General features: G+C 35.1%; 15 protein-coding genes. 8 read left to right on the top strand and 7 right to left on the bottom strand.

The window, feature by feature from the left end:
- The first annotated feature begins 1 nt into the window (after position 1).
- The 6 genes from lacD to INT76_RS09135 all read left to right on the top strand — a co-directional run bounded on the left by lacD (position 2) and on the right by INT76_RS09135 (position 6,153).
- Entirely contained in the window at positions 2 to 979 is a 978-nt protein-coding gene (lacD, locus tag INT76_RS09110) for a tagatose-bisphosphate aldolase (RefSeq protein WP_212570119.1), read from the top strand.
- Positions 980 to 1,167: 188 nt separating this feature from the next.
- Entirely contained in the window at positions 1,168 to 2,001 is an 834-nt protein-coding gene (locus tag INT76_RS09115; protein ID WP_212570120.1) for a PRD domain-containing protein, read from the top strand.
- A 130-nt stretch (positions 2,002 to 2,131) separates the two neighbouring features.
- A complete protein-coding gene (locus INT76_RS09120; RefSeq protein ID WP_003048451.1) occupies positions 2,132 to 2,449 on the top strand; it encodes a PTS lactose/cellobiose transporter subunit IIA in 318 nt (105 codons plus the stop codon).
- Positions 2,449 to 4,128 (top strand): lactose-specific PTS transporter subunit EIIC, encoded by a 1,680-nt coding sequence (locus tag INT76_RS09125; RefSeq protein ID WP_212570121.1) that lies wholly within the window; start codon positions 2,449 to 2,451, stop codon positions 4,126 to 4,128. Before INT76_RS09120 ends, INT76_RS09125 begins: the two co-directional genes overlap by 1 nt.
- Positions 4,129 to 4,362: 234 nt before the next feature.
- Positions 4,363 to 5,769, top strand: a complete 1,407-nt coding sequence (gene lacG / locus INT76_RS09130) for a 6-phospho-beta-galactosidase (RefSeq protein WP_212570122.1) — start codon at positions 4,363 to 4,365, stop codon at positions 5,767 to 5,769.
- Between the two features lie 63 nt (positions 5,770 to 5,832).
- Positions 5,833 to 6,153, top strand: a complete 321-nt coding sequence (locus tag INT76_RS09135; protein WP_212570123.1) for a tyrosine-type recombinase/integrase — start codon at positions 5,833 to 5,835, stop codon at positions 6,151 to 6,153.
- Positions 6,154 to 6,360: 207 nt separating this feature from the next.
- Here INT76_RS09135 and INT76_RS09140 read toward each other — a convergent pair whose 3' ends face one another.
- The 5 genes from INT76_RS09140 to INT76_RS09160 all read right to left on the bottom strand — a co-directional run bounded on the left by INT76_RS09140 (position 6,361) and on the right by INT76_RS09160 (position 10,794).
- Positions 6,361 to 7,626: a tyrosine-type recombinase/integrase gene (locus tag INT76_RS09140; RefSeq protein WP_212570124.1), complete on the bottom strand. Its 1,266-nt coding sequence runs from the start codon at positions 7,624 to 7,626 to the stop codon at positions 6,361 to 6,363.
- Positions 7,627 to 7,712: 86 nt separating this feature from the next.
- Positions 7,713 to 7,964, bottom strand: coding sequence for a helix-turn-helix transcriptional regulator (locus INT76_RS09145; protein ID WP_018376420.1), 252 nt, complete (start codon positions 7,962 to 7,964; stop codon positions 7,713 to 7,715).
- Between the two features lie 63 nt (positions 7,965 to 8,027).
- Positions 8,028 to 9,413 carry an nSTAND3 domain-containing NTPase gene (locus INT76_RS09150; protein ID WP_212570125.1) on the bottom strand — a complete coding sequence of 462 codons (1,386 nt, stop codon included), beginning with the start codon at positions 9,411 to 9,413 and terminating at the stop codon, positions 8,028 to 8,030.
- A gap of 100 nt (positions 9,414 to 9,513) precedes the next feature.
- A complete protein-coding gene (locus INT76_RS09155) occupies positions 9,514 to 9,786 on the bottom strand; it encodes a hypothetical protein (RefSeq protein WP_249116145.1) in 273 nt (90 codons plus the stop codon).
- A gap of 501 nt (positions 9,787 to 10,287) precedes the next feature.
- Complete coding sequence (locus INT76_RS09160; RefSeq protein WP_212570127.1) at positions 10,288 to 10,794, bottom strand: coiled-coil domain-containing protein; 507 nt, start codon at positions 10,792 to 10,794, stop codon at positions 10,288 to 10,290.
- 277 nt (positions 10,795 to 11,071) lie between these two features.
- On the opposite strand from INT76_RS09160, the gene INT76_RS09165 reads away from it, so the two are divergent.
- A complete protein-coding gene (locus tag INT76_RS09165) occupies positions 11,072 to 12,664 on the top strand; it encodes a hypothetical protein (protein WP_212570128.1) in 1,593 nt (530 codons plus the stop codon).
- A 39-nt stretch (positions 12,665 to 12,703) separates the two neighbouring features.
- Here the strand turns inward: INT76_RS09165 and INT76_RS09170 are convergent, their stop codons facing one another.
- A complete protein-coding gene (locus INT76_RS09170; protein ID WP_428843976.1) occupies positions 12,704 to 13,042 on the bottom strand; it encodes a hypothetical protein in 339 nt (112 codons plus the stop codon).
- Between the two features lie 23 nt (positions 13,043 to 13,065).
- Positions 13,066 to 14,088, bottom strand: coding sequence for a hypothetical protein (locus INT76_RS09175; protein WP_212570129.1), 1,023 nt, complete (start codon positions 14,086 to 14,088; stop codon positions 13,066 to 13,068).
- 139 nt (positions 14,089 to 14,227) lie between these two features.
- Here INT76_RS09175 and INT76_RS09180 point away from each other — a divergent pair, with 139 nt between their 5' ends.
- A complete protein-coding gene (locus tag INT76_RS09180) occupies positions 14,228 to 14,560 on the top strand; it encodes a helix-turn-helix domain-containing protein (RefSeq protein ID WP_212570130.1) in 333 nt (110 codons plus the stop codon).
- The last annotated feature ends 20 nt before the right edge of the window (positions 14,561 to 14,580 follow it).

The raw sequence follows: 14,580 nt of genomic DNA on the forward strand, positions 1-14,580 counted from the left end.
GATGGTAGTAACAGCAGATAAAAGAAAATATATGGAAAAAGTGAGCAATGAAGCAGGTATTATTTCAGCTTTAGCTTTTGACCAACGTGGAGCCCTGAAAAAAATGATGGCAAAACATCAGACAGAAGAACCTACTGTGGAACAGATGGAAGAACTAAAGAGACTAGTTTCAGAGGAATTAACACAGTTTTCTTCCTCAATTCTGTTAGATCCTGAATTTGGTTTGCCAGCATCGCGCGCCCGCGATGAACAATGTGGTCTACTTTTAGCTTATGAAAAAACTGGCTATGATACCAGCTCTACTAGTCGATTACCAGATTGCCTAGTAGAGTGGTCTGTAAAACGACTAAAAGAAGAAGGGGCAGATGCGATTAAGTTTCTACTCTACTATGACGTTGATGGGGATCCATACGTCAATCTTCAAAAACATGCCTATATTGAACGCTTAGGTTCAGAATGTCAGGCTGAAGGTTTACCATTCTTCTTGGAAATTTTGAGCTATGATGAAACGATTGAAGACAATGCCAGTGTGGAATTTGCAAAAGTCAAACCTCGAAAAGTAAATGAGGCTATGAAAGTATTTTCGGATGAACGCTTTGGAGTGGATGTTCTCAAGGTAGAAGTACCTGTGAACATGAATTTTGTAGAAGGCTTTGGAACAGGGGAAGTTGTCTATACAAAAGAAGAAGCAGCCGAATATTTCCGTCAGCAAGAAGCGTCAACTGACTTACCTTATATTTATCTAAGTGCAGGTGTTTCTGCTAAACTCTTCCAAGATACTCTAGTGTTTGCACATGAAGCAGGTGCTAAATTTAACGGTGTTCTCTGCGGTCGTGCGACGTGGGCGGGTGTTGTGCCAGTCTATATTGAACAGGGTGAAGAAGCTGCGCGTGAATGGTTACGAACTGTTGGTCGTGAAAATATCGAGGGACTTGATGCAGTCTTGTCTCAAACAGCAACTTCTTGGCTAGAAAAATAATTGAAAAAATAACCATTTTCTCAAAAGAAAGGGTTTACATTTTCTGGGAATATGCTATAATAATCTCATCAGCAAGAATAGAGTGGATTGTAACTAATTCGATTAGGCAAGACTACAAATGGATTTGAGAGTAGGATATTCTCGGTTTGTTTGTAGTCTTTTTTTGCTTAAAAATATAGGAGGGATATATGTTTAGGATTATACAGTCACTAAATAATAACGCTGCCCTGGTGAAAAATGAACATGGGGAACAGGCAGTCGTGATGGGATTAGGTATAACCTTTCAAAAGAAGAAAGGGGATTTAATTGTTAAGGACAAGATAGAAAATATCTTTTCGCTAAAAAATGATGAAGCCAAAGAAAATTTTCTAACCTTATTAAAAGATATTCCATTAGATTTTATTTCGGCAACCTACACGGTTATTAATCATCTGGTAGAAACTTATCATTACCCTGTACAAGAATATCTATATGTGACACTGACAGATCATATCTATTGTGCATATCAGGCGGTTTTAAAGAATACCTATCAAGAAAGTAGGTTACCTAATATTTCAGCCGAATATCCATTGGAATATAAAATGGCGCGTGAAGCCTTAGCTATGTTTCGTGAAAAGTTGCTAAATGATTTTCCAAATGATGAGATTGGTAGAATTGCACTTCACTTAATCAATGCAAAGGGTGAAACCATTCATCCCACTAGTGAAGAACATGACATCAGTAAGAAAATTATTGCTGAGGTTGAACAAATTTTGATAGAGAATGGGATTAAACGCTCAAAAGAAAATAGCAATTTTTATGATCGCTTTATGATTCATTTGTCCTATTTTCTGAATTACTTAGATAGATCCCATCAGTCAAATGAATCGATTGCTAGTTTGGAACAGTATATCAAACTCCAGAACCCAAGAGCTTATCAGATTGGAAGTCAGATTTTTGAGATGATCACATCATTGGTTGATGAGCCAGTAAATGATAGTGAAAGGTTCTATATTGTGTTACATATTCAACGGTTATTGTAAATCATACTCTTCGTAAATCCAATTCAGACGTTGTTGCCTCAACTTGATGAACTTTAGTTCTATCTACGTTTTCGTCGCCTAGTCTGAATGGTATTTCCATTGAGTACATAAAAAATAGGAGGTTCATATTATGAACAGAGAAGAAATTACGTTATTAGGTTTTGAGATTGTTGCATTCGCTGGTGATGCACGTTCTCGTTTGATGGAGGCACTGGCCGCTGCTCAAAAAGGTGATTATGCAAAAGCAGAAGAACTAGTTGAAGCTGCCAATGCTTGTATTGTTGAAGCCCACCATGCTCAGACAAGTTTGTTGCAGAAAGAAGCGGCTGGTGAGGATTTAGCCTTTAGTGTGACGCTCATGCATGGCCAAGACCATCTCATGACCACATTGTTATTGAAAGATATGATGAGTCATATGATTGAACTTTACAAACGAGGTGATAAATAATGAATAAATTGATTGAATTCATTGAGAAAGGAAAGCCTTTCTTTGAAAAGATTTCGAGAAACCCTTATTTAAGGGCTATCCGTGATGGTTTTATCGCAGCCATGCCGGTTATCTTGTTCTCAAGTATCTTTCTATTGGTGGCTTTCGTGCCTAATATCTTTGGATTTACTTGGTCCGATGAAGCAGTTGCGGCTATCATGAAACCTTACGGTTATACAATGGGTATTGTAGCTGTCCTAGTTGCAGGAACGACCGCAAAATCTTTGACAGATGCGTTTAACCGTCAATTGCCAAAAACCAATCAGATTAACTTCATTTCAACAATGATTGCCTCAATTTCAGGTTTCCTATTACTGGCTTCTGATGGTATTGAAGGTGGATTTGCCAATGGTTATATGGGAACTAAGGGACTTTTAACAGCCTTTCTGGCAGCCTTCATTACGGTTAATATCTATAAGGTCTGTGTGAAAAACAATGTCACCATTCGTATGCCAGACGAAGTTCCACCGAATGTATCCCAGGCATTTAAAGATGTGATTCCATATGCATTGTCTATCTTTGTCTTGTATGGAATTGATCTTGTGACACGTCAATTCCTTGGAACAAACGTTGCTGAGGCGATTCTGAAATTATTTGAGCCTCTGTTTACAGCCGCAGATGGTTATGTTGGTATCACCATTATCTTTGGTGCCTATGCTTTGTTCTGGTTTGTAGGGATTCATGGCCCATCTATTGTGGAACCAGCAATTGCAGCCATTACTTATGCCAATATTGAAACCAACTTCCAGCTTCTACAGGCGGGTCAACATGCGGACAAAATCCTGACTTCAGGTACTCAAATGTTTATCGTGACAATGGGTGGTACAGGTGCTACCTTGGTTGTTCCATTCATGTTTATGTGGTTGACTAAGTCTAAACGAAATAAAGCAATTGGACGTGCTTCAGTTGTTCCGACATTCTTTGGAGTAAATGAACCAATCTTGTTTGGTGCCCCACTCGTACTCAACCCAGTATTCTTTGTGCCGTTTATTCTAGCTCCAATTGCCAACGTATGGATTTTCAAATTCTTTGTTGATACGCTAAAAATGAACAGTTTCAGCGTTAACTTGCCATGGACAACTCCAGGACCATTGGGGATTGTCATGGGAACAAACTTTGCCCCACTAGCCTTTGTACTTGCCATCTTGTTGGTAGTTGTCGATGTACTTATCTATTATCCATTCTTGAAAGTTTATGACGAGCAAATTCTTGCTGAAGAACAATCAGGGAAAGTTGAAAATAGCTTGAAAGAGAAAGTGGCGGCTAACTTTAATACTGCCAAAGCGGATGCTATTCTTGAAAAAGCTGTAGTCGATACGGAGATTTCGGAACAAACCAACGTTTTGGTACTTTGTGCAGGAGGTGGGACAAGCGGCTTGCTTGCCAATGCTTTAACAAAAGCTGCAAAAGAATACGGTGTTCCAGTCACAGCAACAGCAGGAAGCTATGGGGCTCACCGCGAGATTTTGCCAGAGTATCAATTAGTCATCCTTGCACCACAAGTGGCATCAAACTACGATGACATTAAACAAGAAACCGATGCATTGGGTATAAAACTTGCCAAGACTGAAGGAGCCCAATACATTAAACTCACACGTGATGGTCAAGGTGCTCTTGACTTTGTCAAACAACAGTTTTAGAACCTGTATTCACAGTTCAGCACTTCCATCTAAGGCTAGTTTTTCAGCTACTCATCGTTAGTTTTTTTCAAAATACAGTCAGTATTCCCTCAAAAAACCGCCTTGATTAGCGAAAAACTATCTCTTATATACAAGCACTTCACTTGTGAATACAGGTTCTTAATCAAAAGGGGAGGGAGTTATCATCTCCAACTCCTACCCCTTTATTTATTTTTGATAGAAGAAGGTAGGCATATGGTTAAAACATTACCGAAAGATTTTATATTTGGTGGAGCAACTGCTGCATATCAAGCAGAGGGTGCTACACAGACGGATGGAAAAGGTCGTGTTGCATGGGATAAGTATCTAGAAGATAATTACTGGTACACTGCGGAACCAGCTTCTGATTTTTATAATCGTTATCTAGTTGATTTAGAACTAAGTGAACAATTTGAGGTAAACGGCATTCGAATTTCAATTGCTTGGTCTCGTATCTTCCCAACAGGCTTTGGAGAAGTGAATCCAAAGGGAGTAGAGTATTACCATAAATTATTTGCGGAATGCCATAAACGTCACGTAGAACCATTTGTAACGCTTCATCATTTTGATACACCAGAAACGCTACATTCTAATGGTGACTTTCTGAATCGAGATAACATTGAACACTTCGTCAATTACGCAGCATTTTGCTTCAAAGAATTCCCTGAAGTTAATTACTGGACAACCTTTAATGAAATCGGTCCAATTGGTGATGGGCAATATCTAGTTGGGAAGTTCCCACCAGGGATTCAGTATGACTTGTCTAAAGTATTTCAATCCCATCATAATATGATGGTTTCACATGCCAAGGCTGTTAAGCTTTACAAGGATGCTGGTTATAGTGGAGAAATTGGTGTTGTACACGCATTGCCAACGAAATATCCTTATGATCCAAGCAACCTTGACGATGTTCGTGCAGCGGAACTTGAAGATATTATTCATAATAAATTTATCCTCGATGCTACATACTTGGGTTACTATTCTGAAAAAACGCTTGAAGGTGTTCGACATATTCTGAAAGTGAATGGTGGGGAATTAGACCTTCGTGATGAAGACTTCGCTGCCTTAGATGCCGCAAAAGATTTGAACGACTTCTTGGGCATCAATTACTATATGAGTGATTGGATGAGGGCTCATGACGGTGAGACTGAAATTATCCATAATGGTAAAGGTGAAAAGGGAAGTTCTAAGTATCAAATCAAAGGAGTCGGTCGTAGAGAGTCTCCAGTTGATATTCCAAAAACGGATTGGGATTGGATTATCTACCCACAAGGTCTTTATGATCAAATCATGCGTGTGAAAAATGACTATCCAAACTATAAGAAAATCTACATCACTGAAAATGGTCTAGGCTATAAAGATGAATTTGTAGATGGTACAGTCTATGACGATGGTCGAATTGATTATGTGAAAAAGCATTTAGAAGTGATTTCAGATGCTATCTCAGATGGTGCCAATGTTAAAGGTTATTTCATCTGGTCCTTGATGGATGTATTTTCTTGGTCAAATGGATACGAGAAACGATATGGATTGTTCTATGTTGACTTTGAGACCCAAGAACGTTATCCAAAGAAAAGTGCTTATTGGTATAAAAAAGTAGCGGAAACACAGGTTATTGAATAAAACTAATACAAGGATGCCTAGCTCAAGTTAGCATCCTTGTTTTGCAGTTTATCTGTATGTCCTATGTATCAGTCAGAAATCTCAATGTTTCTACGAGGTAGTTCTAGTCAATCCGCAAAATACAATAAGAAAAGTGGCAAGCCGTATGCGGATATTGATGATTTAGTAGATTTTGGGCGACCTATTCATATAGTGCCTCATATGTTCCGACATAGTTTTGTTTCAGTTATGGCTGATAAAAAAGTTAGTTTGAATGTTATCCGAGAATTTGTAGGACATTCCGAGGATAGTAAGGAGATAGAGAAAATTTATCTTCATGTAATGCAGAAAGGAAAACATAAGATTGAACAGGCTATGATAGATTTAGCAGAAATAATTATTTGATTTATTTTAATCAGTTAAAATTCAGTTATTTTGCTAAAATCAAAAGAAAAAAGCCTTTGAAACGTTGATTTCATAGGCTTTCTGTGTGTTGTCTTATTTTACTTCAGTAAAGGTCTAATAATGTCTATTTTAGCGGTTGTAAACCCTGTTAAATCAAGGTTTGAGAACGAGTCGTGTCTAATGTGTAGAGAAAAATGTAGAGATAAATCAAGCTGTTAATTTTGAAACTTTATCAAGATAAATATCCACTGCTCTAAATTTTTGCTTAGGTGCCAATTCAGCATAGGTGTCCATTGTCGTCGTGATAGACTTATGTCCCATTCTGATTTGCAATTCTTTCCAGTTTGCTCCAGCATTTAACATCAAAGAAGCGTGAGTGTGACGGAATAAGTGAAAACCATAATCAGGCAATCCTAGTGAGGACAGGCGCTTCTTGAGTGTAGCACGCTCATTTCTATCGCACATATAGTTTCCATAAATTGTTGGGAAAATTAAATCAGATTTAGGTAAGCCATGTTTTTCAAAATAAGCATTCATCTCATTGTGAAAATTAACTAAAGTAACAATTATTTCATTAGGAACAGGAATTCGCCTATTTCCAGCGTCGGTTTTTGGAGTTGGCTTACAAACCATCTCACCCTTTAAACCTAGCTTTATATTTGCCCTTTTCCACATTAGAGTTTTATTTACGACAATTTCATTGGTTTCTATATCTAAATCATGAATCTCCAATGCTAGCAATTCATTGATACGGCAAGCTGAAGCAAGTAGGGTGTTGCAAATGACTTTGAACCTACGATTAGCACGTGTATCTGGTAAATCTGATAAAAATTTTAACCAGTGTGATAAATCTTCATCATGTAGTACCATAATTCGCTTCTTGTTTGCCTTTGGCTTTGGAGGAATTTTGATAGTCAATGCTGGATTCTTTAACAAACCATAGTTTGTTATCCCAAAGTCAAAAATATCGCTTAACTTATGAGCTACAGCTCCAAAATCTTTTGCCCTTCCTTTTTGAGCTCGTTTAACGCCAGATTCAACAGATTTTTTAGCTCTATCCGCTAATTCATTAACCCATGATTGAATCTCGGAAGAGGTTATTTTATCAGGGATATAATCGCCAAAACGTGGAATAATGTAGGTATCAAGATAACCTCTCACACGGTTTAACGTATTATATGACGTAACCCAGCTTTGATAGTTTTTAAACCATTCTTCAGCTAGTTCCTTCAACGTTGTCACTGTTATAGTCTCTTTTCGAGTAGAGCCATTTTGCTCAAAGTCTAACTTGGCTTGAGTGTATTTTCTGTCCAATTGACGAAGTGTTTTGGCTGTAATTGATGTTGTAACTTGTTTTCCAGTTTTTTCATCTAAACCAAGGTAAACACCTCGTAAGACATAGTTAGTTTCGCCGTTGTTCTTAGTTTTTTTGACAACTTTTTTGTTTTTGTAAATGATTGTTTCAGTTTTCATAATGCCTCTTCATGCAGATAATGAAAAGGCTAAAATAGACTATCCTCTTTTCCTAATTAGATGAATCTATTTTAGCACATTCTTACCTAGTTTTCTAAAAAATCAAGTACATCTGATAGTTTATAATATACAGTTCTAGTACCTTCGATTGGGGGTTCAAGTCGTGGCAAACCTTTTTTCTCCCAACTTTTCAAAGTATTAGGAGAAATATCTAAGAGAACTAATAGCTCTTTTTGTGTCACAATTCCAAATGTAGTACGTTGTTTTACCTGTTGCTGAATCAAGCTAACTAGCAGAGTCAGCAGAGTTTCAATATGATTTATTCTTTCAGAGTTCATTTGTATTATCCTTTTTCTTTTAAATATGAGATAATAACAATAGAGATAGGTTTGTTATTTATCTCACTGATTTAGGTCATCACTTTTGCTTTGGTCGGTAGTAGTGATGGCTTTTTTGCTATCTTGATAAGAAATTTCCCAGTGATTGTTTAAGCGAACAGTTTCAATGAGAAATTCAAGTAAATTTTCAGAGCTCATTTCTTTAGCTGTTGAGAAATCATAGTCTAATGATACTATAACTTCTTTGTTAGGGATTTTTCTTTGTATTGGAGTATGCTTTCGTTCAGGGAATGAACTACTGTAAATGATGTTGCCAGAGCTGTCTGTTCGTAGCGTTATGAAATGATTGATTCTCCTGACAAACTGACTGAGGTCTTCATAACCACTATCTTTTGTTTTAAAGAAAAATTCAAGGGCTGACTTGCTACTTGTGATAATAATTGTTTTGACAGCACCAGAACGATTTTTAAAGCGTGAAGAAATTGGAGAAGCTGTAAAAGGGTCTAGTAATTTCAGCCAGTCTGAAGCTGATAGTGCCTGTCCACGAACGTCATCCAGAAGAATAATTTCTTCTCCTCTAACATCATCAAAAGGATTTGTTGCTGCTGTAATAACAGTCTCCCAATCCTCTCCATTAACCCTTGATAAGAACTGAAGTTTATGTGCTAGTTCTTTTGCTAGCGTAGTTTTACCCAGCCCAGATGCACCTTGCAGAAAGATGATAGTTTTTTGAAACAATCCTAATTCTAAATCTTTGTAAGTTTTTAGTGACTTTCGTTCTGCATAGGTCTCGAATGCTTCATTCAACTTTGATTTATTGAATGCATATATAGCATAAAATTCAGGGTTATTCAGAATCTCATCCTTTTTTATTTTACCTTTGATGATATCCATAATAAGTGCTTCAACGTCGTTTTTAGCCTGTTTTGAAGTCTTTTTAGCACGTCCCTTCTCCCATGTACGAATTCGCTCATTATAAATTGTTTGATAATCTCTTCCCATTAGAGTAACTACTTCTGATGGAGAGTAAAAGAATTTATCAGGTTCTTTGGCATGTATTAGGTAAGACAATAGGTTGTCGTAGGCATACCTTCCAGATTTTGGCTTTTCTAAATATTGAGTTTCAAGACCTAATGCATTCGCAATTTCAGGTAAAGTAGCTCCTTCAGCAAGTTTAAAAAGAAAATGAACGTGTATCGTTTTTAATACTTTTTCGTATTCATTGAGTGATGGATTCCAGACTTCGGACCAATCCTTATTATGGATGATAATGTAAGCGTCTGCAACTACTACGATTGTAGAAAGATATTCTACCATTTTATGGAGTAGTTCTTTTGCATCTCCATCAATAGCTTTTTGGATAAGCTCTTTAGGATAATTTTTCCAAAACTCAAATTCTAATTGTTGTGTACCAGCGACTACAGTCAAATTAGATTGTTTTTGTGTCATAGTTAAAATCCTTTTCGATAATTATTCTTTTAACTATTCTTGGGTGTACTACTGTTGACAAGCCCTTTTGTACACCCGTTAGAATAATTAGAGTTAAAATTTACTTGAAAGTTTTGAGTATGTCATCCACTGATACAATGAGTCGTGCTTCAGAAATCTCAAACTTTGGACGTTGGCCGAATCCTGATTGGTCAACGAGAGATACCTCATAGATTCCTAATTTAGAGAAGGTAGAGGTAAAAATTTCTTTATTGAAAGGTAAGAACAGTGTTTTCCAAGCTGGTGCATTGGTTTTGACACAAGATAACCAACCCTCTTTTTTATCTTCTTTATTACTGATACCTAATACTGTTATAATTTCTACTTGAGCCATATTATTAATCCTCATTTTTTCTTTGTTATTTTTTTAATTAGCTAAACTGAAAAGACATTTTCTCTTGATGAGAGTACAAGTTTAATTTCAAACGTGAATGATATTTAGACTTTCTTGACGATAAAAAATCAACAGAAACATCTAAATACAAAGTTGTAAAATTAGTTGCTGAACAGTCAAAATTTTAGCTGTATTTCAGCAAGTTTTTAAATCTTGTATGCTAAGAAAACATCATATGTTGAATACTTTGTTTAATCGTAATTATAAAACAGAAGTTATCACTGAATGATAATGCGAGTTCTAGAAAGCACAGCTTGTTGCACTCATTCTGACGCGTTATTTTCTGCGTCTTCACGCAATCGTTCAGACTCGATGCATAACGCTATCTGCAAAGCAGATTCATTCGTTTCACAATCTATGCTTTCTTTAAACTGCGCATTATTTCATGTCAGCTTTTTCAATTTTATATAATTAATTGATTAAGTCTAAAGTGAATTCAACTTATGATAAGTTTTCATAAAGCGAATACAAGATTCTAAGAAACCAGTTGCTGTTAATCCAGTTATAAAAGTTTTTTCTAAGTTCAGCATCAACTAATTTTTTACGTTTTTTGTATGTTTGCTGTAGTTCTTTAAGTTGATTTTTTAGCTCGTTAATTTCAGTATCTAAATTGAAAATTTCACTGTCTTTCAAATCAGCTTTTTCTTCAAACTCCGATTCAAGAGAAGCAATTTCCTTTATCAACTTATCTTTCTTTAACACATAGTCGCTTAAAAATGAATCAAGTTTCGTGTCTGTGCTTGCGACACGCAATGTGTTTTTGTTCTCACCGATAATAATACCGCTGAATATTGGAGCGTGATTGTTTTCAGAATACGCAACAATTTGGTAGTTATCATCTAGATTTATTTCAATTCCACCCCGAGTTTTTTTGGTTTCATCCATGTCAAACAGGATGAATTTTCCTAAAAGTTCTGGGACGCCATCAAAAGTTGGATATATTAGCATAAATTAGTTCCTTTCTTTTTTGGAAAAGCTCCATCTTTTTTTCTACGAAAAAGATGATATCATGTAGTTAGTAGTTATTACTTGTCATAATTCAAACCTCACTTTCGTTCTTTGAAGCACTTCTTGAGTCTTAGTTTACAATACTTAAAAAACAAAAGAAATGAGTTTTTGAGCGAGTTTTGAGTATAGCCACAAGTCCTTGTTTGACAAGGGTTTGAGCGTGATTTGAAGAAAAGTAGACAAAAATTTTTCACGAAATAAAGGAGTTAAGTGAACTATGTTGTTTAAAATTTTTGATAAAAAAATTGAGATATCCACAAAAAATATTATGAATAGCTGTTCAAATAGAGATGAATTTTATAAAATCTTAGCTGAGAGAGAAGAAAGCAGATTGTTTTATGAGTGTCATGTAGTCAATAGAAAAATCTGGTCTGATAATCATCCTTGGAAAATATTCACAGATGAATTGTATAAAGGATTAGAGATTTCAGAGATAGTTGAGCGCTTAGAATACCATATTAATTCTTCAAATTCAGTTACGGAATTAAAAATGATTTATGAACTTTTACAAGAATGTTTTGCAAAATTCAAGGTGAACAAGAAAGATAGGCGCTTATTAGAAAATACCGTTTTAAGTTTATATGATAAACTAAATGGATTTTCACAATCTTCTCACCCCGTTAATGATGATTTTTCAAAGGATGAATATACGCAGACTCAGTATAAAGTATATCTTGAAAATGCAATAGTATTAACGTTAATGTTAATCAATCCTAAAATTTATTATTCAGTTGATGATATTTTGTATTTCTTTAACAAGGGGTTTCTGCCAACAGGACAGTATATAAGAAGTAGTGTTTTTCCGAATGAGAATATCAGTCGTTCAAGTATCGACCGTATTATTCAGCAGATTTATGATGAGCTGGACACCATTTTGCTTGAGAAAGTGGTTCAAAATGGAAAAACTTTTTATGATGAAAAGATAATTACATTAATAGCAGAAAAAAGTCGCAAGTTGCGAAGGTTATCCATTCTCTCGATAGAAACAATTATCTCAGAAGATATTGTTAATTCCATTTCAAAGGCTACTAAAGTACTTACAGATTTTATATCTGATAAAAATGAGGTGGAAAAAAAGGTTTACAGTCTACTTTCCGATTTATACCTGCCTGTTATTTATGCTGAAATCCAACAATTTATTTTTCAAAACTTATTAGAAGAATTGAGTAATAATCCAACTCTAGTAATTAGTGAGAGATATTGTGACTTAATCTTGAATAATATTAAACAGCAATCTAATGAAGTCTATATGCTGATTGATAGAGAGAAAGTGCTTCTAGATATTGAGCGTATTTACACTTTTATTCAGTGTATGACTTTAGCAAAAACAGAATCTTTTCGAAAAGAGTTCACAAGTGCCGAGGCTAGTTTGAGAGAATTTGGAGTGTTATCATCAAGTGAGCTGACTAATGTTTTTGAACTTTTTAGAGGAAGTAAAAATCAACTGAAGTTTTCCAATATCATTAATTCTTTTACAGAAGAATATCTGTATATTGAAGTTAAAAATGATAGAAGGAAAATAAATAGTGTATTTCGTTCGGTGAATATGTTCTTTTTGGATGATGATGAAAAATATAGTCGTGTTCAATATTGGAATAGAAAAATGTTACATGAGCCAACTAAGATTCAGGTAAGGCAAAATATGGTGTATAGTGAAATAGCAAAGTTGTGTCAACAATACAATAGAGATGGCAATCTCACATCTATAAAATTACCAACTAATGCAAATAGGGAGAATTGTATGCTAAAGGAATACATTCCGGAAGGATTATGGGATATGTATGGTATATCAGAAGTCGATTCAAATTAATATAAAAAGGCGAGCCATTTAAAGCTCGTCTTTCATTTATTATTCTCTCTTCAATTTTACAGTTCCGAAGCCATCTCCACTTACAGTTAAAGTATTTCCTGAAAGAGAATATTCAAGCTCTTCTCCTTCTACATTAAATATTTTGTTTTCTTTGTCCACTGTAAAATCTGTGCTAATATTGTCTACAAATAGTGAACCTGAGCCATCACCTGCTTCAATGCTAAGTGAACCATCTTGCCCATCAATTATTATTGTCATGATACTTCCATCTTCTTCGTAAGTATATGTTCCATCCAGACTTTGATTACTAGCAGAACAAGCAGTAAGTAACAGTACGGTTGTGAGTGCCAGCAAAAGTGCTTTAATTTTCTTCATCATCTTCTCCTTCTCTTCTCCTTCTCTTATTCTTCATCGTCAACGCTATCTGAAGTTACTTGAACATTGTCAGGTCTCAAATCGTAGGTATCATAAACTAGAGTCACATTTTCGCCGTCTTTTTGCTTTGTGACAAACGATGGGAAGCCAATATATTTCACATCATCTACTGATTCTGAAGCAAATTGAGAATAGGCTAAATGTGCAGAGAAAGATTCGTCCTTAATAACATAGGTATAATCAATAACATTATCATAGCTAAGTTTTTTGATAGGAATTGTTAGGGTTTCTTCTAGTGTTTCTGCCAAGTCCTCATCAGGTAAAATTTTCAATTGATAATCTGACGCTACCTTTTGGTTATATTGGTTTTCAATTTCTGTCAACTTGTCTATTGCTGAAGTAGTATCTTTTCCATCAACCAATTGTCTAAGCGCAAGTGATACTTTTTCAAAAATAATTTGTTTATGGGCACTAGCCTTTTCAAATGCTTTAGCTTGTTTAATAATTTCATCATCTGATAAAGCTGAAATACTTTCAAGAGTAAGTGTATCTGGAATCGTAACATCAATTATTCCATCAGCATTACCATCTTCAGTATCGTATTTCTTGATAATATCAATTAGCATTTCTTCAGAAATTTTTTCTGCCGTATCTGTTCCATCAAAGCTATCAAAGAAACTTTGTGTATTTCCACCAGCCGAGTAAACATTTTTTCCAACATAGTCAGCTTTAAATTGTGCAGAAGAAATGGTTGTCTCAGTGTTTGTAGTAGCTTCATAAGAAGTATCATAATAAGTTACTTGATTATCTTCAAAGACATATACTCCCTTGATAGCTTCTTCTCCGTCGATTTCATACCAGAGCTGGGTAGCTTTTTTGGATTGGTTTATATAGTTTCCGATACTGACTTCTTTTGTTTTTTCAGAAGAAGTTTTCTCTTGAGAGTGAGAAGTATTTGTGGAAGGTTTGCTGGTATTTGAACAGGCACTCATCAAAGTTAAAGAGGTTAAAAGTCCAATTGTAGTGATAAAAGTTTTCTTTTTGAACATAAAATTCTCCTTTTGTATGGTTATTTATCTATTGTATCAACAAAACAGACAATGCGCAACACTTTCGTGTGATTTTAGATTGTTTGTTGTACTTATAGTTGGAGAAAATGGATAGTAGAATAAACGAAAGAGGTGAAACATGAAACACGACCAATTACAAGAATATATTTCACTTAGAATAAGGGAATGTAGAAAAGAAAAAAAGCTTAGTCAAGAAAAATTATCGGAGATGGCTGGGTTAGGTATTAAAGCAATACAAAATATTGAGACTCAAAAATATGATTTTAAAATTCAAACTCTAGAGAAAGTTATTGGAGCATTAGATATCTCAGTAGAAGACTTCTTTGATTTTCAATTTTCAGAGAATGCTGTATCCTTAGAGACTTTGAGCAAAAATATTTCAAGTTTATCAAATGAGAAGCAACAAAAGTTAATTTCTTCGTTTAATGAGATTACTAAAAATATGAACTAAAGAGGAATTTGAAGTAGATT

Origin of the sequence: Streptococcus oriscaviae (assembly GCF_018137985.1) — a bacterium.
Classification (GTDB): domain Bacteria; phylum Bacillota; class Bacilli; order Lactobacillales; family Streptococcaceae; genus Streptococcus; species Streptococcus oriscaviae.